This is a genomic window from Shewanella sp. 1311, from assembly GCF_059338235.1.
The window spans coordinates 4507041-4533632 of sequence record NZ_CM181686.1; the positions used below are offsets into that span (position 1 = coordinate 4507041).

The following is a 26592-nucleotide window of genomic DNA, read 5'->3' on the forward strand; positions in this document are numbered from 1 at the left end:
TACATAATAACAGTGATTGCATAGCCTAAGAAACTTTTCTGCCATTTGGCGGCATTTAAATTGAGTAGCTATACGATTTGGGAACCCATGCGATGAAGCCAGAGGCAACAACGGCCGTTAGTGTACAAGGTCGAGTCTTAACACGCCATGCGATTCATCGTCATGGGAGTTTAGTGTTGCAGTATTATCTGGCGACCGCCCAAGGTCCTGTGCTGGTGGAAGTGCAAGGCACCGAACACATTTGTTTTTGTCATCAAACGGATGTGGCGGCTTTACAGTTACAAACGCCGGGTCAAGCATTGCGGTTTGTGCCGTTAGCGCTCAAAAGCTTTAAAGGCGGCGCCGTCAGTGGCGTTTATACTAAATCGAGCAACAGCTTACGTACCTTACAGCGCATCGCAAAAGATGCCGATATCCCTTTATTTGAAGCGGATATTCGCCCTGAACAGCGTTATTTAATCGAGCGGTTTGTGGCGCTGGATGTGGCATTTTTAGGGCATTTCTCTGCGCCGAATAGCGACAGTCTTGAGGCTAACTCGTTGCCCGTGTTTATCGCCGAGCGGGCTAAGAGTATTGCCCCTTTAACGGCGGTGAATTTACGCTGTATCTCACTGGATTTTGAATGCAGCTTTGAGGGCTTACTCTATTCGGTGGCGCTATATGGTCAAGACAGTGGCCGAGACGAGGGGCAAGGCAGCCTCAAGCAGACTTATGAAAAAGTGATTATGGTGGGCGAAGTTGAATCAAACGCCCCCGATTATATCGAATGGGTGGCCGATGAAGCGGCGCTGATCCATCGATTAATCGCGTGGTTCCATGAGTTTGATCCTGACTTTATTATCGGTTGGTCAGTGGTGAGTTTCGATCTCGCGCTGTTGTCACGCCGTGCATTATTACACCGTATTCCGCTCACCATTGGCCGCGGTGGCGCTAAGCTCGATTGGAAAGTTGACAATAAGTTTCGCCCAGAAACCTTAGTCTTACCGGGCCGTGTGGTACTCGATGGTATCGATTGGCTTAAAGCCGCTTTTTACCACTTTGAGCGTTTTTCGTTGGAATTTGTGTCGCGGCAATTATTAGGTGAAGGCAAGGCCATTCATAACGTCGATAACCGCGTTGAAGAAATTGACCAGCTGTTTAAGACCGATAAACAAGCCTTAGCGCATTACAATCTTACCGATAGCCGCCTAGTGTGGGATATTTTTACTCACACTCAATTGTGGGATTTTGCCCTCGCGCGTGCCGAACTGACAGGTTTAGAACTGGGACGGGTAGGGGCTTCGGTGGCGGCGTTTAATCATTTGTATTTACCACATTTACATCGCGCGGGTTATGTCGCTCCAGCAGAGCCTGTGAGTCAGGGCATTGAAAGTCCTGGCGGCTACGTGATGGATTCTGTGCCGGGTCTTTATAAACACATCTTAGTGTTCGATTTTAAAAGCTTGTATCCCTCCATTATTCGCACTTTTTTGATCGATCCCAAGGGATTGATTGAAGGCTTGCAGTTGCCCGAGTCTGAATGTGTTGCGGGGTTTCTTGGCGGCCGTTTCAGTCGGCAACAGCCTATTTTACCTAAGCTAATTCAAACCCTATCTGAGCAGCGCGAAAAGGCCAAGCGTGAGCACAATGCGCCGTTATCCCAGGCGATAAAAATTATCATGAACTCGCTGTATGGGGTTTTAGGCTCTCAAGGCTGCGTGTTCCATGATGCCAAGTTGGCAAGTTCGATCACGATGCGCGGCCATCAAATCATGAAACAAACCCGCGCATGGATAGAAGAGATGGGCTATCAAGTGATTTATGGCGATACGGATTCGACCTTTGTCTGGCTTGGCTGCGAGCCTGATCTTTCTGACATTAACGCTTTAGGTAAAACACTAGCGCAGGATATCAATGCTAAGTGGCAGGCTAAGATCTGTGCTGAACACCAAGTTGAGAGTTTTCTCGAGTTACAGTTTGAGCGGCATTACGAGCAGTTCTTTATGCCAACTTTAAGAGGTTCATTAGAAGGCAGTAAAAAACGTTATGTTGGCGCGTGGCGCAATGCGAGTGATGAACTTGAGCTCACCTTTAAAGGTATGGAACAAGTGCGGAGTGATTGGAGCCCCTTAGCGCGCAAAGTCCAAGAGTCACTCTATGAGCGAATGTTTAACCAAAGGGATATCAGTATTTATTTAGCCAGCGTGTTTGAAAAACTGCTGGATGGCCAGTTGGATGATGATTTGGTATTTCGTAAACGCATGCGGCGCAATATCGAAGATTACACGGCTAAATCTTCACCACATGTTAAAGTCGCCCAGCAACTATGCGACTTAACAGGTGACACCACTTTTGGCAAGCGTGGGGCGCAAATTGACTACCTGATTACTGTAAATGGACCGGAACCCTTACTGTACAGAACGTCACCAATTGATTACCAATACTACATTGATAAGCAAATTGGCCCTATTGCAGAGCCGGTATTTTCGATAATGAAACTAAACTACATGGATATTGCGTCAAAGCAGTTGCTGTTAATATAGTGTTTTTAATGTTCTTTATGTGTTGCAATAGGTGGCGAATGTAGCGTTTTAACCTGTTTTGTAGAGGTTAACTGGTTTGTTTTTGTGATGTTAATCGACATATTCTTTAGGTTTCGCTTTGAGGGGATATTGAAAATTTGCTACCCTTTAAGTGGAAATTGTAAGGAAATATAACAACGGAATGACGTTGGCAGAACATAAACAAAAAAAGGTTAAGCACCAAATGAACAAGACGTTAGTAGCAACTGCGCTTGCAGCAATTTTTTTAGTACCATCAGTCTCGGCTATCGAGATCTATAAAGATAATAAAAATGCCGTAGAAATCGGTGGTTTTATTGATGCACGCGTGATCAACACTCAAGGGGAAACTGAGGTTGTTAACGGCGCATCTCGCATTAATTTTGGTTTTAATCGTGAGTTGACTGACGGTTGGAAAGCCTTTGCTAAATTAGAGTGGGGCGTAAACCCAGTTGGTAGCAGCGATATCGTCTATAACAATCGCTTCGAATCTGTTCAAGAAGAGTTCTTCTATAACCGTTTAGGTTACGCAGGTCTGTCCCATGACACTTATGGAACACTGACTATCGGTAAGCAGTGGGGTGCTTGGTACGATGTCGTTTACAACACTAACTACGGTTTTGTGTGGGACGGCAACACTGCAGGTGTTTACACTTATAACAAAGATGACGGCGCGGTAAACGGCGTGGGTCGTGGTGATAAAACGGTCCAGTATCGCAACGCCTTTGGCGATGTTAGCTTCGCAGTTCAAGCGCAGTTGAAAAACAGTAGCTTCTATACCTGTGATACCACCGATGATATTACTCAAGCTCAGTGTCAAGCGAACTGGGAAAGTGGTGATAAAGCGGCTCAACAAGTTGAGTACAACTACACTTATGGTGGCGCGCTGACCTATAAAGCCACTGATATGTTGACGTTAACTGCGGGTGTTAACCGTGGTGAGTTTGATGTGAGTTTTGGTAACGGTGAACAAACCACAGCGGTTGATCTTATCTACGGTGCAGGTATCACTTGGGGTAACTTCGATAACGATGGTTTATATGCTGCTGCAAACTTTAACAGACAAGAAAACCATGACACTGACAACATTGGTCGTTTGATCAAAGATGCCTATGGTATTGAAAGTTTAGTTTCTTACAAGTTTGACAATGGCCTGCGTCCATTCATTTCTTACAACGTGCTTGATGCGGGTAAAGACTATGTTATCCAGCCTAACTTCAATGCCGATCCTAACGATGAATTCAAACGTCAGTTTTTAGTTGTCGGTTTACACTTTGTATGGGACCCAAATACAGTTCTGTACATAGAAGCCCGTAAAGATTACAGCGATTTCACTAGTTCAGATAAAGACCAAGAAGCTAGAATGGCACTTTCTGAATCTGATGGCGTAGCAATCGGTATCCGTTACACGCTCTAAGTTTCAAGGTTCTTTAAAGTAAGAACCTTCTGATTTTACCAAAAAGCCAGTCAGCAATGACTGGCTTTTTTGCATTATAATTCCGACAAAATATACTCATATGAATGCAAGTTGAGTATCTCACAATGGTTCCTTTGTTTTACCTGCGTGTTTTTTGTTGATAAAAAGTTTCATATGTGATTTTATTGTTTCCGCTGAGTGCTCCGTATTTTTCCGAAGTACTGCTGTCTGAAACTGCTTATTAAATAAGCGGATTATAATAAATACATAATATGTCCAGGGAGATAGACAATGCATAAGAATAACTTTTTAGCCAAGTCAGTGCGTTTTGCGTTGATTGGTGGTGTGGCAGCAACCGCGCTAAATGCTCCATTAGTGCTGGCTGCTGATGATGGAGCCGATAAAGTTGAACGTATCGAAGTTACTGGTTCTCGTTTGAAACGCACGGATTTAGAAACTGCAACGCCAATTACAACTGTAACAGCAGAGCAGATTTCAAGTTTAGGTATTCAAGATATTGGTGAATTTCTTCAATCAACCTCTGTTATGTCGGGTTCACCTATAGCTACGACAACCAATAACGGCGGTAATGGGGATTCGTATGTAGAATTGAGGGGGCTTGGCTCTTCTCGTACGTTGGTTCTCGTTAATGGTCGTCGTCCTGTATCTTCGGATATGCAGGGCATACCAGCATCAATGATTGAGCGTGTTGAAATTTTGAAAGATGGAGCATCAGCAACTTACGGGGCAGATGCCGTGGCTGGTGTAGTAAACATTATTACTAAGCGTGATTTTGATGGTTTAGAGTTTAATGCTCAAACAAAACAGAACTTTGATGTTGATGCAGGTGAACAAACAAGCTTTAGTTTTTTAGCAGGCAAAAAATTTGATTCAGGTCATTTTGTTGTAAACATTGACTATGTGAAACAAAAAGAAGTTTATCAAGGCGATGTAACTGATGTTGATTTTTTTCAACATCCATGGAACGTTTTTGACCCTGAGAGTTTTGCTCAAAATGGTCTGATCCCACCAGGTCAAGAAGGCGAAAATGCCTTCGATGCAGGGAGTGGTTCTATTCCATGTGGGAATTTCTATTTATTTACGAAGCCAGGTTCTTTTACTAATGGGACATGCCGAGATAACGGTGACCTTGGTACAGGAACGGCTGTGCTCAATGATATGAGACCATATACCGGAGGAGATACATATAACTTTAACCCCGTAAACTATTTACAGACGCCATATGAAAAACTTAACTTCTATGTGGATGGAAGTTTTGAGCTAAATGACTCTGTTACAATTTATTCTGAAACTCGAATCAATAAGCGCAGTTCTCGCCAAGAATTAGCTGCCGTTCCTTATGATACTCAATTTGATCCTGGATATACTGTGTTGGACCCTATAACGGGCAAAGCTTATCAAGGTATTTCTAAGGATAACTATTATAATCCGTTTGGTGAGGATGTTAAGCGTTCACGCCGTAGAATGTTAGAGGGGGGGCGATCTTTTGAACAGGATGTTTTACGTGCACAGCAAGTTATTGGAGCAGAAATTGCCCTTAATGACACATGGTCATTAGATGTAAACTATAACTATGGAATCGATCAAACTCAGAGTACTGACTTCGGCCAACTATATGGTCCTAACCTTGCTAAAGCATTAGGTCCATCATTTAAAGATGCACAAGGAAAAATAGTTTGTGGTACTGCAGCGAACCCTATTGCGGATTGTGTTTCCTTAGACGTATTTGGTGGTCCAGGTACAATCACACAGGATATGCTTGATTATATTACATCTCCTTTAGTTGACAGTGATAAATATACGCTTGAGACTTTTACAGCATTCTTAGGAGGAGATCTTTTTAGCTTACCAGCTGGTTCTGTAAGTGGTGGTTTGGGTTACGAACATCGAGCAGAGAAGTTAACATCCCAAGTTGATTCCGGTAAGTTCATGGGACAGGTTTCAGGAAATAAAGGCGCAGGAACTTCTGGTTCATTCTATGTTAATTCATTGTTTGCCGAGTTTCGAGTGCCTTTATTAGAAGGGTTGCCTGGTGTTGAACGATTAGAGATGCCAGTTGGTGTCCGTTATGACAACTTTAATACATTTGGTGGTGCAACAACCTATCAAGCAGGTTTAGAGTGGTCAATTTTTGATGGTTTACTAGCTCGTAGTTCCTACGGAACAGTGTTCCGTGCGCCTACTATTAGTAATCTATATTCACCAGGGGGCGATTCATTCCCTCAAGGTACTGATCCTTGTCGTTCATCAAATTGGTTAAACTTAACTATTGATGCTCAAGCTCGTTGTACTGCTGATGGTGTTCCCTCCGGTGGTTTAAATAATGATGATCAGCAGCAATTAGCTAAAATTGGTGGAAATCCGGATTTAAAACCTGAGGAAGGGGATACTTTGACTGTAGGTCTTGCTTATTCTCCAGATTTTGTTGAAGGATTAGGTATTACTTTAGATTATTGGGCTGTTGATATTGATAATGTTATTACAACAATTGATCCTATAGACTCGCTGGATGCGTGTTACATTGGTGGACTTGATACACTTTGTCAAAATGTTAAGCGTAGCTCTGATGGTACAATTGACTATATTGAGGCTCGCAATACTAACTTAGCTAGAATGACTGCAAAAGGTATTGATTTCGAAGCAAATTATGTGTTCGATACAAGTATCGGTGATTTCAACTTAAACTTTGTTTGGACACACTTCTTAGAGCGAGGTGAAAATTCTTTCGAAACCACAGAATTGGCTGATGGTTCTGTTGAATATACCTACGGTTTTGGTGATGTTGCTGGTACTTTTGTTAATGACACTTCCTATGCTGAAGATAAGTGGAATTTTACTGCTGTGTATAAGTTAGATGACTTAACTGTTACTTACCGCACAAATTACATTTCTGGTATGACATATCAAGATTTAACATATTTTACTAAGTCAGACATCCTTGGAGAGGTTGGATACTTACCGACATATGAAATTCCAAGTGTAATGTACCATGATTTGACTGCTAGCTATGCTTTCAAATCAAACACAACAGTTACTCTTGGTGTAACAAATCTTTTTGATGAAAAACCACCATATATTGAAACTGCCTTTAATGGTAATACCGATGAGAGTTCGTATCGTTTGTTCGGACGCAGTTGGTTCTTAAATCTAAATCAGAAGTTCTAATTGTTGAAATTAGATAATTTCTGAATAATTATTTAAATCAAAGTACTCTGTGAAGTTCACAGAGTGCTTTTTTATTTAATAACATTATGTAATGGAACTTGGTTGTACCGATTCGTGCCAATATTTTATGCCATTTACATTAATTATATGGTCCAATTGATTGTTATGTTCTAACCATATTGAATATGCGAAATCTCAGCATAGCTGCGCTGCTGCCTTAGCTAAATCTGAGAAAAACGCACGTAAGCATCTTATCTTACTCCATTTTAGCGAAGGTCATTCTCGTACCGCCTGTAGCAAGCATGTTCAAGGTCAGTAGAACCAGTGTCAATCGATGGATATCAACCTATTTAACCTGATAACGAGCCATGTTAGTGAGGTTCAGTTGTGGCTTATTGCTTTCAATTGATAGGCAATGATTCCTGCAATCATATTGAGCATAAAATCATGCACGCTGCGGTGTCTAGAGTGCTCTATTTGAGAGATATTTTTTAACTGGTCGTTGATGGTTTCTATGATGAAACGTCTCGACAGCATCGCTCTATCCCACAACGACATCGCTTTTGCTTTTATATTCTTACGCACGTTTGTCACCAGTGTGACGCCTTTCTCCAGCAATTCACTGGACAGTGCTTTACTGATATACCCTTTATCTGCATAGAGTTTATTCATATCACTTTGCACCATCTCGTTCACCGGTTTTGTGTCGTGTACATTCGCAGGGGTCACTTTGGCCGCCACTATTCCGCGTTGATGATTCACAATCAAATGCAGCTTAAAGCCATAGAACCACCCCATAGTACCTTTACCTCTGCACGCCAGTCCCGCCAAGGTTTTATGGCGATGAATACGCAGGTTATGACACACTTTGATGCTAGTTGAATCAACAAATTCGATGCCAGTGGGGTTACTCTTGAGGCTGGCAAAGTAGCTGCAAAGCGGGACTAAAGCCTTGGGCATCATCTCAAGAAAGCGGGTATAGCTGAGTAAATGAGGAAAAGCGGATTTGTAGAAATGAGCCAGATAACCGATGTAGAAGTTCTTGAAATCACGGTGGTGGGACATCTGAAAAAGTATGATGATGGTCATCACTTCGCTCATCGTCATACGGCCAGCACGTTGGCGCTTACGTGTACCATCGGTTAACAGCGTTTTTTCCCATTCTGGAATGAAACAGCGCAAAAATCATCGACATCGCAAAACACTTCCACTAATTTATGCATAGGCCCTCCGGTGTGATCGGGTTTCTCTTGGTCGAAAGACCCGAACACTTGGAGGGCTATTAGTTCAAATTTTCTTATCCAGAGTTCAGGTTAGAGAAGCTATCCTTGGTTACAGCTACATAAAGGTTGCCTTGATTAATGAATCCGTGCTCTACATCCTCTGCAAAATCCTCTATCCCAAAGTCAATAAGCAAGTAAAGATGACCTGCTTGAGTTCGTTTCATGTTGAAAGATGTTAATTGACAAAAAACTATTGAGCGAAAGATGCTCTTTTATATTATTGATTTATATTGCTTATTATTAAATTTAGATTTTTGCCACTCAATTTAATTAACTTTATTGGTGATATTTTGTGTAAAAAAACACCTTTCGTGAAATTTTTTATTCATAGCGCATCTTTACACTAGTTTTTAGTCGGCCGAAATGTTGACACAGGTCAACATTTTGTGAAATGATGCCAGCGGGTCTATGCCTGTAGGGGCGTAGGAAAGGGAAGAAAAAACTAAGAATCACAAGAGAAAGACGAACTTACAGTAATTTTTTCGGCGAGCATTAATTGCTTCTCGTTTTGTTGCTGGTAAGTTAAACCTTTTTATTCACTTCAAATTGGTTGGGAACTATGTCCAAGGTAAGCAATAGAACAAAAATCGCTACTGCACTTGTTGGCGTGCTGGCATTAGCGAGCAGCAACTTCGTTGTTGCAGATCCTCTTACCGACGTGCAGAAAGCGGATAGTATGATCCATGCTGATGCTGCTGCGTCGCAAAAGAACGTTGATAAGTATTTCGATCAAGCACAAGACATGCTTTTTGAGTATGGTTCTGTCGCAGATGAGCGCGAATCACTGAAATCATATAACGATTATGTTGCCAGCTTAGTCGCTGATCAACAAAAGACAATGGACTCAGTGCAAGGCGACATCAATGGTGTTGATAAACTTCGCCAAGGCGTAGTGCCATTAATGTTTAAAATGGTTGAGTCGTTAGAACAGTTTGTTCAATTAGATTTACCTTTCAACTCTGAAGTACGTACTAATCGTGTTAATGAGCTGAAAAACCTGCTTAATACTGCTGAAGTTACCTTAGCCGAAAAGTACCGTTTAATTCTTGATGCTTATAGCATCGAGCGTGAATATGGTAGTGCGGTTGCTGTTAACCAAGGTAAGTTAAACCTAGATGGTAAAGAAGTATTGGTTGACTTCTTTAACTTAGGTCGTGTTGCTCTTTATGCACAGAGTTTAGATCAAAAGACTGGCTGGATGTACAACCCAGAATCTAAGGGTTGGGATAAGTTAGATGACAGCTATTTGCGTGAACTGACTAAAGGTATCCGCATTGCCCGTAAACAAGGTGCTCTAGATCTATTTGCGTTACCAATTCCTGCTGCGGAGACTGCACAATAATGAAGAAGTTAATTACTACAGCTGTGTTGGCTGCAAGTTTCTCTTTAACTGCTGGTATGGCTAGTGCTGCAGATGCGCCTAAGTCGATTGACCAATTATTGCAACAAGTTAAAGTTGAACGCGCTGCAGAAGGCAAAATCAACAGCAAACGTGAGCAAGAATTCCAAGCTGAACGTGGTGATAAAGCTGCACTGTTAAAGCGTGAAAAAGATGCTTTAGCCGCTGAAAAACAACGTGGTAAAGATTTAAACCAAGCGTTCTTAGATAACGAGCGTAAAATTGCTCAGTTAGAAGAAGATCTGAAAACTGCTCAAGGTGACTTGGGTGAGATGTTTGGTGTTGTTAAAGGTGAAGCCGGTGATTTCGCTGGTAAACTGGCAAGCTCAAACATCAGTGCTCAATACCCAAATCGTGATAAATTTATTGCTGATTTAGGTGCACGCAAGCAATTACCAAAAATCGAAGAACTTGAGCAATTCTGGCAAGAGCAGCTGTTTGAAATGGCGCAATCTGGCAAAGTTGTTAAGTTCGAAGGTTCTGTTACTGGTATCGATGGAAGCGTTAAAACAACGACTATCCATCGTGTTGGTGCTTACAACTTAACTGCTGATGGCAAGTACGTTGTTTATAACCCTGAGTTAGGTTTAATTCAGCAGTTATCTCAACAACCAGAAGGTTACCAAGTTAGCGCGGTTGCTGACTGGGAAAAAATCACTTCAGGTACTGCACCTTTTTATATTGACCCTGCACGCGGTGTACTGCTAAACATCTTCACTAACAAAGCTAGCTTTGAAGACCGTTTAGAAGCCGGTGGTACTATCGGTTACATCATTATTGCTCTGTTAGCACTGGGTTTATTAATCTCTATCGAACGTCTTGTCACTATGACTATCATTGGCGCTCGTGTTAATAGCCAACGTAAGAACGTCGATAAGCCTGGTAACAATGCTTTAGGTCGTATCTTAAAAGTTTACCAAGAAAACAAAGACGTTGATGTTGAAACGTTAGAGTTAAAACTTGATGAAGCGATTCTGAAAGAAACTCCAGCATTAGAAGCGCGTATTTCAATCATTAAAGTACTGGCCGCTATCGCACCTATGATGGGTCTGTTAGGTACAGTAACGGGTATGATTGCAACCTTCCAAAGTATCCAATTATTTGGTACTGGCGATCCAAAACTGATGGCGGGCGGTATTTCTATGGCGCTTATCACTACAGTTCAAGGTCTGGTTGCTGCACTACCGTTAATGTTGATGCATGCAGTTGTTGTTGCGCGTAGCAAGTCAATCGTTCAGATCCTTGAAGAGCAAAGTGCTGGTATCATCGCAGCACATGCTGAGAAGAGGGCTGACTAATGATGCTATACCTGATGGACATTTGGGATTCCGTCAGGGGCTTCATGGCCTCCGGAGGCGACGTACTCTGGCTTGTAGCGGCTGTTCTGTTCTTAATGTGGGTATTGATGCTTGAGCGTTATTGGTATCTTAATTGGATATCACCAAAGCAACATAAAGCAATCATAGCTGCATGGGACGCCAGAGAGGAAACGACCTCTTGGTATGCACACCGTATCCGTGAAGCTTGGATGTCCCAAGCGAAGCAAGATTTGAATGCACGTATGCTGATTATTAAAACCTTAGTGGCGATTTGTCCAATGATAGGTTTGTTAGGTACCGTAACAGGTATGATTTCAGTGTTCGATGTGATGGCAGTTCAGGGGACGAGTAATGCTCGTTTGATGGCGGCTGGTATTTCAATGGCGACTATGCCTACGATGGCAGGTATGGTTGCAGCATTATCGGGAGTATTCTTCAGTACTCGTCTTGATGCCAAAATGAAGATCAGTTTAGAAAAGCTAAAAGACAGCATGCCGCACCACTAGAGAGAGATTGAACATGGCACGTAAAAAGCATTCCAGTATAGATGAGGAAGCGCAAATTGATATGACACCGATGCTCGACATCGTGTTCATCATGCTAATCTTCTTCATTGTAACAACGTCATTCGTGAAACCATCTGGTTTGGACTATAACAAACCAAAAGCTTCACAAGCGACTTCAAAGCCTTCGGCTAACATCTTTATCGGCGTCAGTAAAACGGGCGTGATCATGATGGAAAACCGTCAGGTTGATATCGAACGTGTAACAGCAAACGTTGAACGTATGTTGGCTGAAGCTCCTGAAGCTGCTGTATTGATTCAGGCTGATAAAGACGCAATGCACGGCTTAGTTGTGAAAGTTCTAGACCAAGTGAAAGCGGCTGGTATAGATAAAATTTCGGTATCTGCGGGGAACGATTAATATGCTAAGAGCACTAGTATCGATCATTATTGGTGCTGCTGTGACTTTTGCTCTGTTCTCTTTTATGGCGTTCTTGGTCGGTGGCGGCGCACAGCGCGGCGAAACATCGGCCGAGACCCCTGTAATTGAAATCACTATGGATAGACAGGATTCAAAAGCACAGAATAAGCCAAGGGTAGTGCCTAAGCCACCACCACCACCAGAGCAACCACAGAAGCCTGATACAACGCCACCTGATTCATCAAGTAATATTGATACATCAATGTCGTTCAATATGGGCGGTGTAGAAGCTGGCGGTGCAAGTACTGGTTTCAAATTAGGCAATATGATGACTCGCGATGGTGATGCTACGCCTATCGTTCGTATCGAACCTCAGTATCCAATTGCTGCGGCGCGTGACGGGAAAGAAGGTTGGGTACAACTTCGTTTCACCATCAACGAACTCGGTGGTATCGATGACGTTGAAGTTATTCAAGCAGAGCCAAAGCGTTTATTTGATAAAGAAGCGATTCGCGCACTGAAGAAGTGGAAGTACAAGCCAAAGATTGTTGATGGCAAACCACTGAAGCAACCTGGTCAGACAGTTCAGCTGGACTTTACCTTAGATAAGGGAGGCAAATAACGATGCGTAATGTTAATAAAATCGCAGCTCTATTATTGCTTTCTGTTTGTGGCGGGACATTAACGCTTTCTTCTGCGGTAGCGGAAGAAAAGTGTCCTATCGACAAACGACAATCTAAAGCGGTAGGCGAAGGCGCAGCGAAGAAAGTTCAAAAGTCGTTCGAAGCTTATACTAATGGCCAGTTAGATGAAGCCATTGCTATTTTGCTCGAAGCTAATGCTAAGAACGACTTCGACAAGGCTTATGTTGCACGTATGTTGGGTAACTTTTATGCCGAAAAAGGCAAAATGGATACCGCGATCAAGTACCTAAAACAAGCTGTTGAAGCTGATATTTTAGGTGGCACAGATCATGCTGCAACTATGCGTCTTTATGCGGATTTGCTGTTACAAGAGAAGAAGTTTAAGGAGGCGATTCCTTACTACTACAAGTGGATGGAATTCACTTGTAAATCTGATTCTCAAATATACCGTCGTATTGGTATTGCGCATTCAGAGCTAAAACAGTGGGATAAAGTCATTGAAGTGGCCGATAAAGGTCTTTCATTAGCTGAAGCTCCTGATAAAGGTCTGTATCAGATGAAACTGACAGCTTACTTCAACCAGAAGAAGTATAAGAAAGCTGTTGGCGTGTTAGAAGTCATGGTGCCATTATTCCCTGAAGATGGCAGACTGTGGGTTCAATTAGCGCAGTTTTATTTGATGGTTGAAGACTATGACAAGTCTCTTGCTACTTACGATTTAGCTTATAGAAATGGTTTCTTAGATAGCGCGGGTAACATTACCCGTTTAGCACAGTTGATGGCACAGAAAGGTGCTCCATATCAAGCTGCTAAAGTGTATCAGAAACACATGAAGTCAGGCTTGATTGCTGAGGATGCTAAGTCCTTAGAGATTTTGGCTGGTTTCTATCAAAATGCTAAAGAGTTTAAGCAAGCAGCTGATTATTATGGTAAAGCTGCCGCTATAAGCAAGGATGGTAAGACTTACCTGAAACAAGGTCGCTTACTAAACTTGGATGAACAATACACTGCTGCGATCCCTGTGCTTGAAAAAGCCATATCCATGGGCATTGATCATCCTGGCGAAGCAAACTTCGAATTAGCTTTGGCTCATTTAAGTTTGAAACAGTACAAGTCAGCTTATAACCGTGCAGTATTAGCTGCTAATGATAAGAAGACGCAGAAGAGTGCAAATAGCTATATCTCTTATATCAAAGAGAAAGCACGTATGCATAACATCACACTGTAATCGCTTGGCAGTTTAGCGTTTGAATTTGAAAGCCCCGAAAGGGGCTTTTTCTTTGCTACTAATTACAACACAAGCTTACTGTAAGCGGATTAAGGCTTGCGATTGATCATGGCTTTTTTCAAGATCTTGTGAAAGTTGGCTGACATTACTGAAGAGTGACTCGATTTTGTTTTCTTGCGTCGGTAAGCAAATACAGGCGGCAAGCTTATAATCGATTGTCAGCTTATGATTTTTACCAAAATCTTGGTTAAAGTCAGATATTTGTTGTTCTATTCGCTTTAACACTACCTCAGTTCCCACCTCATCTATGTTGAATAAACCCAGCGCAAAGTGATTATGATCAAGCCTAGCAATCATATCTGTTGCTCTTAATAGTGCTTCCTGCACTTGTTTGGTAAAGAATTCGAGTAAATGGGGTTGTTTGACGGTTTCATGAATGTGAGGGCACAGATACAATAGTGCCAAGCTTTGGTGTTCTCTCATGTGACGATGCCATTCTCGGTTGAATACTTCCATGAAATAGGTTTGGTTATAGACTCCAGTTTCTGGATCCCTGAAACCTGAGTTGCGGAACGAGTAGATCATAGATTAACTCCGATAGCAGACCTTGAACTAAGTATAGAAACAGTTCTGCAATAGCGGGCCAAAAAGGAAAAATATTAAAATGAAATTGGGTTTATTGGCAGGATCGATAGCGTTAATCTTCACCCTTCAAGGTTGTTCTAAGCCTGAAGCCACTGCAGTTCAAGAAAACAGCCAAGCTAATGCAGTTGCAGAGCAGGGCGAAACACAAACGGCCGAGCAGCGTTATTTAGCGCTTGTGGATGCTTATTTTAAAGATTACCTAAAGCTTGAGCCCATCTACGCCACTTTTGTCGGCGTTAATGACTATAACGCCGATTTTGGCGGGGATCTGACTGAAGATTACCTCAAGGCTCGCCATGATCTTAATACTCACTATTTAGCTCAGGTGCGCGCGATAGATCCAAAGCAACTGCCCGCTGATTTACAGTTAAGTTATGACCTGTTTGTCTATGACCGTGATATGGCGTTAGTGGACGAAACTTTCCCATCTCGCTTTATGCCGATAAGCCAGTTCTATAGTACTGTTATTACCATGGTGCAGTTGGGAAGTGGCGAGAGTGCACAACCTTTTAATACTGTTCAAGATTATCGTAATTGGGAACAGAGAGTCGATGGTTTCATCAAGTGGGTAGCACTTGCTGAAAATCGGATGAATCAAGGCATTGAAAGTAAAGTGGTGTTACCTCGGGTGTTGGTAGAGCGCATTATTCCCCAGTTAGACGCTATGCTAACGACTGATGCGACTCAGAGCATTTTCTACTCGCCCATTCAGCATTTCCCTGAGAGTTTTTCTGAGCAAGATAAAGCGGAATTGACAGCTCGTTATCAAGCCATGATAGCCGAACGTATCGTGCCAGCGTTGACGGACTTACGTGATTACTTTAAGCAAACCTATTTACCTAAATCGCGGGCGACTGATGGTTGGTCTGGTTTACCTAACGGCAAAGCTTGGTATCAGCATCTGGCTAACTCACATACGACCACCACTATGTCTGTGGATGAAATTCATCAAATTGGCTTAAGTGAAGTGGCGCGAATTTTATCTGAGATGGATAAGGTACGTGAGCAAGTCGGTTTTAAGGGCGATTTGAAAGCATTTTTCGCGTCTTTATCTTCCGAACCTCAGTATTTCTACAGCGACCGTCAAGGTTTGATTGATGGTTATATGGTGTTGAAAGATAAAATCAATCAAGTCTTACCTAACTACTTTAATGTGATGCCAAAAGCTGATTACGTGGTCAAGCCGGTTGAAAGCTTCAGAGAACAATCTGCGGCGGGTGCTTCTTATGAATCGCCAGCGGTGGATGGCAGTCGTCCAGGCGTGTTTTATATCAACACTTATAACCTCAAGGCGCAGCCAAAGTGGGGAATGACGACCTTATCTTTACACGAGGCTGCTCCTGGGCATCATTTCCAAATTGCGATCAAGCAAGAGCTAACCGGTGTACCTGAGTTCCAGCGTTTCAGTGGCTATACGGCATTCGAGGAAGGTTGGGCACTGTATGCTGAGTACTTAGGTATTGAGATGGGCTTGTTTACGGATCCTTACCAGTATTTTGGCAAGCTTTCCGATGAAATGCTGCGTGCGATGCGCTTAGTGGTGGATACCGGTCTTCATTCAAAAGGCTGGAGTCGTGAACAAGCTATTCAGTACATGAAAGACAACTCGCCGATGGCTGAAAGTGACATAGTCGCTGAAGTGGAGCGCTATATGGCGATCCCTGGCCAAGCTTTGTCTTACAAAGTCGGTCAGCTGAAGATCCTGGCACTGCGCGCCCGCGCTGAAAAAGCCTTGCGTGATAAATTTGATTTAAAAGCGTTCCACGATCAAATCCTCACCTCAGGTTCATTACCTATGGCGGTCATGGAAAACAAAATCGATCGTTGGATAGCATCTAAACAGGCTTAGTCCGTAATATGTCGTTATTTGACTTTGATGTGAATGACGGCATTTTAAGACTTTTTTATTCAACAGAAAGTTTTTATACTGTTGATTCAAAACCTGTTAAAACGGATGTTTTAATGGGAATTCAATGATATTTGGGGCAAATGTCTCATGATCCTCACAGGAGTTTTACTATGGTCCAGGCAACAGCAAGACATTTGTTAGTCAGCAGCGAAGAGCAATGCCAAGCGCTGAAACAGCAAATATTAGAAGGCGCAGATTTCGCTCAAATTGCTCGCGCGCACTCTTCTTGCCCATCAGGCGCCCAAGGCGGCGAATTGGGTTCATTCGGTCCTGGTATGATGGTGAGAGAGTTTGATGAAGTCGTCTTCAGCGCGCCATTAAACGAAGTGCAAGGTCCAGTTAAAACGCAGTTTGGTTTTCATTTACTTGAAGTGACCAGCCGCGCATAAGTTTTACGGCTTATTTGATACAGCTTGTTTGATACGGCAGCGTTTGCTGCCGTTTTTGTTTTATCTGCTCATCACGGAGTCACTATGCTGGAACTCTATACCGATAGATTGAAACTCAGGAGCTTACAAGACAGCGATTGGGAACATTTTTATGCGTTGCACAGCGATCCTGAGATTAATCGCTATGTGCGAGTTCCTGAGTCGCAAGAGGTGATCCGCAGTAAGTTTCAGCAGCGCTCCGATACTTGGTTTTACGGTTCTGGCGATTGGCTCACCTTAGTGATTGAGACCGTCGATACAGGGCAATTTGTCGGGTTAACAGGTCTTTATTGCCAAAGCCTTGATGAGCAGCGTGCCGAAGTGGGTTACTTGCTGGCCGCAGAGGGCCACGGCAAAGGTTATGCGACTGAGAGCTTAATGGCGGTTATTGATTGGGCCTGCTTAAGTTTTAATGTGCATAAATTTGTTGGTCATTGCGCCAAAGATAATCATGCATCGGCGCGGGTTCTTGAAAAGTGTGGCTTCAGGCCTGAAGGTTTACTCAGGCAGCAATTCAAAATGGGTGAAAACTGGCTCGATGAATCGCTCTTCGGTTTACTCGCCGATGAAAGACGTCTCTAGCCAAATTATCTTCAGCGGATTTTGTGCGGTGCTGGTATAATGCCGCAGGTTTATTTTTAGAAGGCGTGTATTAAGTGGCGCAAATTAATCAATTGGCTTTGCATTCTGGCGAAGATTTCATTGAATTGTACAAAGTATTAAAAGTGCAGGGCATGAGCAATGCCGGCGGCGAAGCCAAGCATTTTATCGAGGAAGGTCAAGTCACAGTGAATGGTGAAGTTGAAACTCGTAAGCGTAAAAAAATTATTGCGGGCGATATCGTCAGCTTTAATGGTGAATCAGTTCAAATCATTGCGGCAGAATAAGCCTGAAACAGTGGAGCAAGATATGCAATTTCCAGATGATGACAATGGTAAAATGCTGGCCGCAATGGCTGAAGCAGGAATCGATTTAACAAAAGAGTTAGATGTTGATTTCTTTTTGGTTTTTGATGACCAACGTGATGCTGAAACGGCGTTAGAAGAACTCACAAATTCTGACTTGCAAGGCGAGCTTGAGCTGAATCTGAATGATGAGCTGGGCAAGTGGGAAATCATTGTTTGCCTCAATATGGTACCTGATTACGATACTTTGGTTGAGCAAGAAGTCATGTTGAATGATTTTGCCGCCGAATTCGGTGGTATGACCGACGGTTGGGGCGTAATGCAACACCAAGACGGTGATGACGAGTTTATGGAAGATGATGACCATGAGCATGTTCACGGTGCTCATTGCAATCACTGATGCTGATTTGCTTTGACCTTTGAGTCTAAGAAACCACCTTCTTGGTGGTTTTTTATTGCCGTTTTTTTGCGCCCATTTGCTGCACTTGTGTTCAGCACTCGATAGTCTTATTTGGCACACATAGCGTTATTGCACTTTGCTGGAATGGTGACATTCCAAATGTTGTTTAGTGGCGATAAGGCGCAAACACTTCTAATAACCAGTCAATAAAAGCTTGGGCTTTTAACGGCAGGCTAGGGGATTTGGGCGTGAGCAGGTAATAGCGATAGGGGCTGGTAAAAGGGGCGTCAAAGGGAATGACTAAACTGCCGTTTGCCAATTGCTCTTCGATAAAAAATCGCGGAATAAGCGCTGCCCCCATGCCACTCGCGGCGGCTTGGCTGAGCATGTAGAAATGCTCGACGCCAAAGGTTTGTACTTGGGTGAGTGTTAAGCCCACTTTTTCAGCCCAATATTCCCACAGTTCGGGTCTTGTAGTGTGTTTCAGTAAGGTGACGTGATTGATATCTTCGATATTTTGCAGTTTTGGCGCTAACGAAGGCGCGCAAACCAAACACAAATCCTCATCCATCAGTTTGATATAATTCGCGCCCTTAGGAATAGCTGTGCAGCTGCGAATCGCAATATCATAACGGCCTTGGCTAAAGTCCACGGCAAAGTCACCAATCGACAAATCGACATAAAGGTGCGGATGGCGGGACTTAAACTGCTCCATTCTCGGGATGAGCCAATTAATGGTTAAGCTTGGCAGCACATTGATGGCTAAGGTTTGTGGCTTAGAAGGCTGGCGGCGTAGGTCACTCGTTGCACTTGACAGGGTTTGCAGCGCGGCTTGGACATGGGGCAAATAGCGCTTGGCTTCATCGGTTAAACTGACTTTTTTATGTAAGCGCACAAAAAGCGCAAAACCTAAATAATCCTCTAATACTCGGATTTGTTTACTGACCGCACCATGGGTGACATGCAGCTCCTTGCTGGCTAATGTCATGCTCTGCAAGCGTGCAGCCGCTTCAAAAGCACGGAGGGAATTAAGTGGCGGCAGTTCGGTCAACATTTGATGCCCTATTGTTGGGGGAATTCGAACAGGATTACAGATTTTGTGTGAGTTTAGCTCACGCAGTGACGACAATAACTCCTTTGCGTTTATTTGGCAAACGCAGTCTAATGCCCAGCTATCACTCCCTTTTTTATCAGAAGAATAATAAATCATTATGGAATTTGAACTGACGCTACAAATCGCTGCGATACTTTTTGCCGTCGCTATGGTGGCAGGTTTTATCGACGCTATCGCTGGTGGCGGTGGCTTGTTGACGATTCCTGCACTCATGTGGGCTGGCTTGCCGCCTGCGGTTGCCTTGGGCACAAATAAGCTGCAGGCCTGTGGCGGCAGTTTTTTTGCGAGCTTGTACTTTGTCCGTAAAGGACTCGTGGATCTTAAATCCGTAAAGTTAGCCTTGATCTGTGCGTTCATCGGCGCGGCATTAGGCACTATTCTCGTTCAACTCGTCGATACCAAAGTGCTGGAATTAATGTTGCCATTTTTGATTTTGGCAATTGGTTGTTACTTCTTATTTTCGAAAAAGATTTCTGAAGACGATAAGCATCAAGTACTGACACCTACCGCGTTTGCGTTCACTGCCGCCTTAGGTGTGGGATTGTACGATGGTTTTTTTGGTCCTGGCACTGGCAGCTTTTTTGCGCTGGCGTTTGTATCGTTAGCAGGTTTTGGTTTGGCTAAGGCTACGGCTCACGCGAAACTACTTAATTTCTCAACCAACATAGCTTCGCTGATCTTCTTCGCCTTGGGCGGCAAAGTGATTTGGTTATTGGGGTTGGTCATGCTCGCAGGACAAGCGATTGGCGCAACTTTGGGTTCTCGTCTGGTTGTGACCAAAGGCACGAAGATCATCAAGCCGCTCGTCGTGACTATGTCCCTTGCCATGAGCTTTAAACTCCTCGCAACGCAATATCATTTATTCTAATTGATTGTTTATAATCAATAAGCGCAGCTTTAAACGGCGAATTAGTTAATCTTAGCGCGTAAGCTTAAGTTAATTTATCTTATTTTATCTGATCTGAGTGACGTTCACCTTGGCTCATAAGTTTAGCTGAGGTGGATATCGCTCAGAATATCCTCTAAAGATGATCGCAACGTCTCTTCCTACTTTAGCAATAGGTGTACTCTTTCAAGGTTTTTGAATAGTATAACCTGTCAATTTTAATGCACTTTTTAGGCTTCTCATTTTTCTATGTGCATTTAAACGCTATGTCTTTATTTAATACGATTTAACCCGATTTGCATGCGTGCAGTGTCTATCTCGTCCGCCTTATATTTGCGTTGATGTGCCGGCACATGCGCTCGGGTTTAGCGCTACCACTTCTTTAAAAGAGCGATTATGAAATTTATCCACACCTCGGACTGGCACATAGGTCGTCAGTTACACAATCAGTCATTACTGGATGATCAAGCCTTTGTGCTCGAGCAAATTATTGCATTAGCAGATGAGCACAAGGTGGATGCTGTGATTGTGGCGGGGGATATTTATGACAGATCGATTCCGCCAGCAAACGCGGTCGCGCTGTTAGATGATGTGCTCAACCGCTTAGTACAGGATTTAGGCGTGCAAGTGATTATGATTGCCGGCAACCACGATGGCCACGAGCGCTTAGGGTTTGCGGCAAAACAAATGGCGGCAAGTGGGTTACATATTATTGGCCCCTTGAGTGCTGACATTCATCCTATTACTTTGTCAAGTTCAAGCGGTGATGTGGTTTTTTATCCCTTGCCTTACGCTGAACCTGCAACAGTACGGCAAGTGTTTGAGTGTGAGGCATCGAGCCACGAAATGGCCATGGATGTGTTGCTGGAAAAAGTGCGTCAGCACGATAGCCAAGGCTTACCCAAAGTGGTGATAAGCCATTGCTTTTTGGATGGTGGCAGTGAGTCAGAATCAGAGCGACCGCTCAGTATTGGTGGCGCCGATAAAATATCGCCAAAGCTCTTTACTGAGTTTGATTATGTCGCCCTTGGACATTTACACGGACCGCAATACAAAGGCGCCGAGTATGTGCGTTACTCAGGATCGATTTTGAAGTATTCCTTTAGTGAACAACATCAACACAAGTCGGTGACCTTAGTCGAACTGGGCACGCAAACGCCGATTGATATCCGTTTATTGCCGTTAACGTCGATGCGTGATGTTCGCATCTTAGAAGGGGAGTTAGACACTTTACTCGCCCAAGGTAAAACGGATGCAAAACGTGAGGATTACCTTATGGTCAGGCTCCTCGATAAACATGCGATTTTAGACGCTATGGGCAAACTTAGGGCCGTCTACCCTAATGTGCTGCATTTAGAGCGGACAGGCTTGATGGCGGCGCAGCAACAGGTCGCTTTGAGCCGGGATCATATCAAAAAAGGCGAGATGGATATGTTCTGTGACTTTTTCTCCCAGGTGTCTGGCGAGTCATTGACGCAGGCACAGCAAGCCGTGATGGATGACCTCCTGACTAAGCTACACAATGAGGAGCGCCAAGCATGAGACCCCTTAGCCTTTCAATGTCAGCCTTTGGTCCCTTTGCATCGACTCAGACACTTGATTTTACAGCCCTTGGAAGCAATCCGTTATTTCTCATCAACGGCCCCACAGGCGCGGGTAAGACGACTTTGCTCGATGGCATTTGTTTTGCGCTTTATGGCAAAACCACAGGTAATGAGCGTGAAGGCAGCCAGATGCGCTGCGATATGGCCGACAATAGTTTACTAACAGAAGTCACTTTCAGTTTTCAGCTCGGCAGTAACAGCTATCGTATTCGCCGGGTGCCAGAGCAAGACAGAGTTAAGAAAAGCGGTGACGGCTCGACAGTGCAAAAGCCCGAAGCACAGCTCTATAAAATTGACGCCGATGGCAATGAAAGCTTATTAGTTGCCAGTAAAGTGTCCGAGGCCACCGCTGAGATTGAAGCCTTAACTGGGCTCGATGTGGAGCAGTTTCGCCAAGTGATGGTATTACCTCAGGGTAAGTTTCGCGAATTGTTAATGGCGGACTCTAAAGCGCGTGAGCTGATATTTAGTCAGTTATTTCAAACGCATATTTATCGCCGGATTGAAGATACCTTAAAAAATAAGGCTGCCGATATTAGCGCCTTAGTGAAAGATCAACGCAGCCGCCGCGATGGTATTTTACAAAGTGCGGGCTTAGCATCCGATGACGAGCTTAGCAATGAATTAGCCAAGCTCACGCCTGAACTTGCGCTCGCTCAAAGTGCCAAGGAACAGGCATTACAGCAGCAACAATTAATCATTAAAGCCAGCGATGCCGCCCAGCATCTACTGGCTGAATTTGCGCAGTTTGATACCTTAACTCAAACCGCAGCAGCGCTCGAGGCGCAGCAAGAAAGCATAGTCGCGCAAACCCATAAGCTGAACTTAGCCAAACAAGCGCAGCGTTTAGCGCCTATGGTTGAGGTGTTTTTGGCTCGTGAACAAGAAGCCAAAGCCGCCAATCTCGCCTTTAGTCATGCGCAAACGGCGTTGACTCAGGCCAAGCAAGCCTTTGATGATGCCGGGCTCAAAGCGCAAGACTTGCCCTTATTGGAAGCGTCGCTACTGGAACAGGAACAAGCCAAACAGCAACTTAATGCGCTGGGGCCGCAGCTTAGGGAACTGGATAGACTCAATAAAACCCTCGAGCAAGAGCAAGCGCAGTTAGTTAAAGCTAAAACACAGCTTCAGATCAGTAAAAATGAGTTAACCGCCGCAACCCAAAAACGCCGTGAACTGGAATCGGCTTTGCCACAATTGCAGGCTAACAGCGACACTCGCCTCTCATTGCAACAGGCGCACCAGCAGCAACAGCAGTTATTGTCGACTTATCAGCAATGGCAACAAGTGGCGGCAAGGGTATCGTCGACAAAGGCAAAACTTGCCAATGCGAAAGCACAAGGGCAACAACTCAATGCTGAGCATCAGCAAGCACAGGTTGCGCATAAAGCCCTATTATTGACTTGGCACCAAGGACAGGCAGCCATTTTAGCGCGGCAATTACAGCAAGATGAACCTTGCCCCGTCTGTGGCAGCCAAATCCATCCGCAGCCAGCACAGAGCCAAGAGCCGCTCCCAAGTGATGAAGCGCTGCAATTGGCCCAAGACGCTGAAACGACGGCCCAAGATATCCTGAGCAAAGCCAGAGCGGAATACCGTGGATTACAAACACAGCTAGAAACCTTGCAGCAACAAGCGCAAGATCTCGCGGCCCAATTGGGTACTGCGGTTGATATTTCTCAAGATCAACATGCGCATACCTTGTCGCAATATGCATTTTCCCTCACGCAAGCTGAGCAAGCTCATCAAGATTTGCAGCAGTTACAGCAAGAGATTGTATTGTTGCACGCGCAGGAAACGCATCTGCAACAAAAGCTGGAGCAAGGACAAACACACGACAGTGCTCTGCAATCTAAAGTGGATTTATTGCAGGGGCAGTTGGCGCACATGCAGCAAAGCGTCCCACCTGCGCTTGCAACGCTTGAGGCATTAACCGCAGCAATAACGCAAAACCAGCAACAGATAAGCCATATTAAACAGCAGATTGCTGACGTGAGGGCGCTTCAGCAACAAACAGGGCAAACCTTTGTTGCAGCTAAAGCTGCATTGAATGGTGCCGAAAATACCGCTGAGGCGGCATTAGCTCAGCAAACGCGCGCCCAGCAGCAACTCAATCAGCAATTAGTCGCAGCGGGGTTTACCGACCAACAGGCCTTATTTGCGGCCATGCTGGATGAAGATCAACTGCATGCATTAGCCAGCGAGATTGAGGCTTACCAGCAGCGCAGTGCTTTGACCAAGGCGCAGTGCGAGCAGTTAGCGCTGAAGCTTAAAGATAAAGTGCCACCCGATAGCATTAAGCTCGCTGCCGAGCTTGAGTCGGCGCAGCAAGCATTACACGCAGCAGAGCAGGTATGGCAGCTACTTCATACTCGCACAGTATTGCTCACACAAACTCAAACCCAGCTCAGTATTGCAGATACGAAAGCTAAGGCGTTAGACGATGAATATGCGGTTATCGGCACGCTTGCCGATGTGGCGAATGGGAAAACAGGAAATAAGATCAGTTTGCAGCGTTTTGTGTTAAGCGTACTGCTCGACGATGTGTTACTCGAAGCGAGCCATAGGCTGCATCTGATGAGTAAGGGACGTTATCGCTTGCTGCGTAAGGAAGATAGAGCAAAGGGCAACAAGGCGTCTGGGCTCGAGTTAGAAGTGGAAGATGCCTACACCTCAAAAGTGCGCCCAGTGGCAACCTTAAGCGGCGGCGAAAGTTTTATGGCGGCCTTGTCCATGGCGTTAGGGCTATCCGATGTGGTGCAAGCTTATGCTGGGGGGATCAAACTCGACACCTTATTTATCGATGAAGGCTTTGGCAGTTTAGACCAAGATTCATTGGAATTGGCGATTCGAACCTTGATGGATCTGCAGTCTTCGGGCCGCATGATAGGGGTGATCTCGCACGTTTCTGAGATGAAAGAGCAGATAAATACTCGCATCGACATCAATAAAACCTCACATGGGAGCGAAATGACGATAGTTTTGCCTTAGTCGCTCGTTCTCTCAGAGTCCAATAAATAACCTGCTGTTTTGTATATGTTATTTATTGTGATTCTTGCGTGTTTAACATTAGGATAATGTGCGCAAACTGAGTTGAAAATGCCAACTGGCGCATGTTTCTTGTTAATAGTCAGGTAAAAGTACGAAATAGCATTTGTCATAATGGGATTTTTGGGATAAGTTGGAAAAAATTCGGGCTTCCCTCATAGGGACTGGTTCAAAAATAAAACGCAAAGTTAACGAAAGGTGAAAAGCGTTGCAGACAGGCAAACCCAACTTTATCAACTTATCGCAAACCCGTTTGCAGAACTTATCATCGACCCAAAAAAACATTCTATTAATGGGTGGTTTGTTGATTGGCGCTGCTATGTTAATGCCGAATAATGGTCATGTTGTGCCAACTGCTCAGCGTATCCCTGTTGTCCTCGATATTGAAAATATTCTCCCCCAAGTTTCTGAACCTGAAGTCCAAGATCAAGCAACCCTTATTAATAACGCTCCACAGTTTGAGCGAATTATCGTTTCTGGTGATACCTTAAGTGGGTTATTTTCGAAAGCGGGTGTTGATCAGCAGACCATGTATAAGGTGTTAGAAGCTGATTTAAATATTTTGGCACTTGATACCTTATTGCCTGGTAACAGAATGCAATTTTGGCTCGATAACGAAGGCCAATTACAGAAATTAGAACTTTATTTTAACGCCGCTCGCCAAGTGGTGTTTACACGTTATGAAGACGGCAGTTTTAATGTTGAAGAAGTCAACGTTGAAGGCGTTTGGCAAAATCGTATTATATCTGGCGATATTAAAGGCTCATTCTACGTCTCTGCACAAAAAATGGGTTTAGCTGCGGCAGACATTCAGCGGATTGAAGATTTACTCAAAGAAAAATTGAATTTCGCCCGTGATTTACGCGTTGGCGATAAATTCTCTGTTTTGGTAAATGATCAATATGTTGAAGGTGAAGCAACGGGCAGTAGCCAAATTTTAGGCGTGAGTATTAAAACCGGTCGTTCTGAAATTAGTGCATTTCAATATACTGACGGCAGTTATTACGATGCCAAGGGCCAGAGTTTAGTACGTGCGTTCCAGCGTTATCCATTAGCTAAACAACCCCGCATGAGTTCCCGTTTTAATCCATATCGTAAGCATCCTATTACTGGCCGTATTTCACCCCATAACGGAACCGACTTTTCAGTGCCTATCGGGACTAAAGTGATTGCTCCTGGTGATGGTGTTGTTAGTTTAGTGACTGACCATCAGTTCGCTGGTAAGTATATTGTGATTGACCACGGTGGTAAGTACCGTACCCGTTACCTGCATTTATCTAAGGCGCTTGTGCGTAAAGGTCAGCGAGTGACTCGAGGCCAAGTGATTGCTTTATCAGGTAATACTGGTCGCTCAACGGGTCCACACTTACATTATGAATTCCATATCAATGGTAAACCTGTTGACCCGTTGAAAGCGGATATTCCTATGTCTAGCAAGTTAGCGAATCAAGACTTACGCACATTTACCAATATGGTGAAGAGTCGTGAAGCTATGATGAACCTTGGCTAATAGAACTAAGTCTCGCCAAGTCTGAATAAGCGTTCTAAGATTTTATTAATGCCGATGAAATGTAAATTTCATCGGCATTTTTGTTTCCATCATTCTTCTTGTTGTAGATATTTTTCTGCTATCACAAGTATTCTTCGAGTTGTAAGGAAGCTTTAAAATTTATTCGATTCGTAGTAATAGCGATATACACAGAAGGGGATAAA

General features: G+C 43.9%; 20 protein-coding genes and 2 pseudogenes. 19 read left to right on the top strand and 3 right to left on the bottom strand.

Annotated features, from left to right (window positions below; genetic code table 11):
• Positions 1-92 precede the first annotated feature (92 nt).
• The 4 genes and pseudogenes from AC5YB3_RS19775 to AC5YB3_RS19790 form a co-directional block, all read left to right on the top strand.
• Positions 93-2522 (top strand): DNA polymerase II, encoded by a 2430-nt coding sequence (locus tag AC5YB3_RS19775; RefSeq protein WP_494526007.1) that lies wholly within the window; start codon positions 93-95, stop codon positions 2520-2522.
• Positions 2523-2745: 223 nt separating this feature from the next.
• Positions 2746-3957: a porin gene (locus AC5YB3_RS19780; RefSeq protein ID WP_432331087.1), complete on the top strand. Its 1212-nt coding sequence runs from the start codon at positions 2746-2748 to the stop codon at positions 3955-3957.
• Between the two features lie 291 nt (positions 3958-4248).
• Entirely contained in the window at positions 4249-7143 is a 2895-nt protein-coding gene (locus AC5YB3_RS19785) for a TonB-dependent receptor domain-containing protein (protein ID WP_432358342.1), read from the top strand.
• 178 nt (positions 7144-7321) lie between these two features.
• Positions 7322-7499 (top strand): annotated as a pseudogene (locus tag AC5YB3_RS19790) (helix-turn-helix domain-containing protein); the annotation flags it as partial.
• On the opposite strand, the pseudogene AC5YB3_RS19795 reads toward AC5YB3_RS19790, so the two are convergent.
• Positions 7490-8366: pseudogene (locus AC5YB3_RS19795) on the bottom strand (IS982 family transposase). The pseudogenes AC5YB3_RS19790 and AC5YB3_RS19795 overlap by 10 nt on opposite strands.
• A 619-nt stretch (positions 8367-8985) precedes the next feature.
• Between AC5YB3_RS19795 and AC5YB3_RS19800 the strand changes: the two are divergent.
• The 6 genes from AC5YB3_RS19800 to AC5YB3_RS19825 are packed head-to-tail and all read left to right on the top strand — an operon-like array spanning position 8986 to position 13940.
• The gene (locus tag AC5YB3_RS19800; RefSeq protein ID WP_006087403.1) at positions 8986-9768 is read left to right on the top strand and encodes a DUF3450 domain-containing protein; all 783 of its coding nucleotides are present in this window, start codon (positions 8986-8988) and stop codon (positions 9766-9768) included.
• Positions 9768-11123, top strand: coding sequence for a MotA/TolQ/ExbB proton channel family protein (locus AC5YB3_RS19805; protein ID WP_494526008.1), 1356 nt, complete (start codon positions 9768-9770; stop codon positions 11121-11123). Before AC5YB3_RS19800 ends, AC5YB3_RS19805 begins: the two co-directional genes overlap by 1 nt.
• Positions 11123-11650, top strand: coding sequence for a MotA/TolQ/ExbB proton channel family protein (locus AC5YB3_RS19810; protein ID WP_006081157.1), 528 nt, complete (start codon positions 11123-11125; stop codon positions 11648-11650). Before AC5YB3_RS19805 ends, AC5YB3_RS19810 begins: the two co-directional genes overlap by 1 nt.
• A gap of 13 nt (positions 11651-11663) precedes the next feature.
• A complete protein-coding gene (locus AC5YB3_RS19815; protein WP_006081158.1) occupies positions 11664-12068 on the top strand; it encodes an ExbD/TolR family protein in 405 nt (134 codons plus the stop codon).
• A 1-nt stretch (position 12069) separates the two neighbouring features.
• On the top strand, positions 12070-12690 hold the full coding sequence (locus tag AC5YB3_RS19820) for an energy transducer TonB (RefSeq protein WP_006081159.1): 621 nt from the start codon (positions 12070-12072) through the stop codon (positions 12688-12690).
• 2 nt (positions 12691-12692) lie between these two features.
• Positions 12693-13940, top strand: a complete 1248-nt coding sequence (locus AC5YB3_RS19825; RefSeq protein WP_063883129.1) for a tetratricopeptide repeat protein — start codon at positions 12693-12695, stop codon at positions 13938-13940.
• Between the two features lie 75 nt (positions 13941-14015).
• On the opposite strand, the gene AC5YB3_RS19830 is transcribed toward AC5YB3_RS19825, so the two are convergent.
• Positions 14016-14525 carry a diguanylate cyclase domain-containing protein gene (locus tag AC5YB3_RS19830; RefSeq protein WP_006081161.1) on the bottom strand — a complete coding sequence of 170 codons (510 nt, stop codon included), beginning with the start codon at positions 14523-14525 and terminating at the stop codon, positions 14016-14018.
• Positions 14526-14604: 79 nt separating this feature from the next.
• On the opposite strand from AC5YB3_RS19830, the gene AC5YB3_RS19835 reads away from it, so the two are divergent.
• The 5 genes from AC5YB3_RS19835 to AC5YB3_RS19855 all read left to right on the top strand — a co-directional run bounded on the left by AC5YB3_RS19835 (position 14605) and on the right by AC5YB3_RS19855 (position 18227).
• Entirely contained in the window at positions 14605-16434 is a 1830-nt protein-coding gene (locus AC5YB3_RS19835) for a DUF885 domain-containing protein (protein ID WP_494526009.1), read from the top strand.
• Between the two features lie 170 nt (positions 16435-16604).
• Positions 16605-16883, top strand: a complete 279-nt coding sequence (locus AC5YB3_RS19840; RefSeq protein WP_006081163.1) for a peptidylprolyl isomerase — start codon at positions 16605-16607, stop codon at positions 16881-16883.
• Positions 16884-16967: 84 nt separating this feature from the next.
• Entirely contained in the window at positions 16968-17504 is a 537-nt protein-coding gene (locus AC5YB3_RS19845) for a GNAT family N-acetyltransferase (RefSeq protein ID WP_494526010.1), read from the top strand.
• Positions 17505-17578: 74 nt separating this feature from the next.
• The gene (locus AC5YB3_RS19850) at positions 17579-17809 is read left to right on the top strand and encodes an RNA-binding S4 domain-containing protein (protein ID WP_006081165.1); all 231 of its coding nucleotides are present in this window, start codon (positions 17579-17581) and stop codon (positions 17807-17809) included.
• Positions 17810-17831: 22 nt separating this feature from the next.
• Positions 17832-18227 carry a ribonuclease E inhibitor RraB gene (locus AC5YB3_RS19855; protein ID WP_011846490.1) on the top strand — a complete coding sequence of 132 codons (396 nt, stop codon included), beginning with the start codon at positions 17832-17834 and terminating at the stop codon, positions 18225-18227.
• Between the two features lie 166 nt (positions 18228-18393).
• Here AC5YB3_RS19855 and AC5YB3_RS19860 read toward each other — a convergent pair whose 3' ends face one another.
• Complete coding sequence (locus AC5YB3_RS19860) at positions 18394-19281, bottom strand: LysR family transcriptional regulator (protein ID WP_011846491.1); 888 nt, start codon at positions 19279-19281, stop codon at positions 18394-18396.
• Between the two features lie 157 nt (positions 19282-19438).
• On the opposite strand from AC5YB3_RS19860, the gene AC5YB3_RS19865 reads away from it, so the two are divergent.
• From AC5YB3_RS19865 to AC5YB3_RS19880, 4 genes are all read left to right on the top strand, one after another.
• Positions 19439-20209 carry a TSUP family transporter gene (locus AC5YB3_RS19865; RefSeq protein WP_006081168.1) on the top strand — a complete coding sequence of 257 codons (771 nt, stop codon included), beginning with the start codon at positions 19439-19441 and terminating at the stop codon, positions 20207-20209.
• A 414-nt stretch (positions 20210-20623) separates the two neighbouring features.
• The gene (locus tag AC5YB3_RS19870; protein WP_259484220.1) at positions 20624-21769 is read left to right on the top strand and encodes an exonuclease SbcCD subunit D; all 1146 of its coding nucleotides are present in this window, start codon (positions 20624-20626) and stop codon (positions 21767-21769) included.
• Positions 21766-24822: an SbcC/MukB-like Walker B domain-containing protein gene (locus AC5YB3_RS19875; RefSeq protein WP_494526011.1), complete on the top strand. Its 3057-nt coding sequence runs from the start codon at positions 21766-21768 to the stop codon at positions 24820-24822. The genes AC5YB3_RS19870 and AC5YB3_RS19875 overlap by 4 nt, the downstream gene beginning before the upstream one ends.
• Before the next feature lie 265 nt (positions 24823-25087).
• A complete protein-coding gene (locus AC5YB3_RS19880) occupies positions 25088-26389 on the top strand; it encodes a peptidoglycan DD-metalloendopeptidase family protein (RefSeq protein ID WP_006081171.1) in 1302 nt (433 codons plus the stop codon).
• Positions 26390-26592: the final 203 nt, after the last annotated feature.

Coding starts and splice junctions, on each gene's coding strand:
- AC5YB3_RS19775 (WP_494526007.1), top strand. CDS start 93: ATGAAGCCAGAGGCAACAACGGCCGTTAGTGTACAAGGTCGAGTCTTA.
- AC5YB3_RS19780 (WP_432331087.1), top strand. CDS start 2,746: ATGAACAAGACGTTAGTAGCAACTGCGCTTGCAGCAATTTTTTTAGTA.
- AC5YB3_RS19785 (WP_432358342.1), top strand. CDS start 4,249: ATGCATAAGAATAACTTTTTAGCCAAGTCAGTGCGTTTTGCGTTGATT.
- AC5YB3_RS19800 (WP_006087403.1), top strand. CDS start 8,986: ATGTCCAAGGTAAGCAATAGAACAAAAATCGCTACTGCACTTGTTGGC.
- AC5YB3_RS19805 (WP_494526008.1), top strand. CDS start 9,768: ATGAAGAAGTTAATTACTACAGCTGTGTTGGCTGCAAGTTTCTCTTTA.
- AC5YB3_RS19810 (WP_006081157.1), top strand. CDS start 11,123: ATGATGCTATACCTGATGGACATTTGGGATTCCGTCAGGGGCTTCATG.
- AC5YB3_RS19815 (WP_006081158.1), top strand. CDS start 11,664: ATGGCACGTAAAAAGCATTCCAGTATAGATGAGGAAGCGCAAATTGAT.
- AC5YB3_RS19820 (WP_006081159.1), top strand. CDS start 12,070: ATGCTAAGAGCACTAGTATCGATCATTATTGGTGCTGCTGTGACTTTT.
- AC5YB3_RS19825 (WP_063883129.1), top strand. CDS start 12,693: ATGCGTAATGTTAATAAAATCGCAGCTCTATTATTGCTTTCTGTTTGT.
- AC5YB3_RS19830 (WP_006081161.1), bottom strand. CDS start 14,525: ATGATCTACTCGTTCCGCAACTCAGGTTTCAGGGATCCAGAAACTGGA.
- AC5YB3_RS19835 (WP_494526009.1), top strand. CDS start 14,605: ATGAAATTGGGTTTATTGGCAGGATCGATAGCGTTAATCTTCACCCTT.
- AC5YB3_RS19840 (WP_006081163.1), top strand. CDS start 16,605: ATGGTCCAGGCAACAGCAAGACATTTGTTAGTCAGCAGCGAAGAGCAA.
- AC5YB3_RS19845 (WP_494526010.1), top strand. CDS start 16,968: ATGCTGGAACTCTATACCGATAGATTGAAACTCAGGAGCTTACAAGAC.
- AC5YB3_RS19855 (WP_011846490.1), top strand. CDS start 17,832: ATGCAATTTCCAGATGATGACAATGGTAAAATGCTGGCCGCAATGGCT.
- AC5YB3_RS19860 (WP_011846491.1), bottom strand. CDS start 19,281: ATGTTGACCGAACTGCCGCCACTTAATTCCCTCCGTGCTTTTGAAGCG.
- AC5YB3_RS19865 (WP_006081168.1), top strand. CDS start 19,439: ATGGAATTTGAACTGACGCTACAAATCGCTGCGATACTTTTTGCCGTC.
- AC5YB3_RS19870 (WP_259484220.1), top strand. CDS start 20,624: ATGAAATTTATCCACACCTCGGACTGGCACATAGGTCGTCAGTTACAC.
- AC5YB3_RS19875 (WP_494526011.1), top strand. CDS start 21,766: ATGAGACCCCTTAGCCTTTCAATGTCAGCCTTTGGTCCCTTTGCATCG.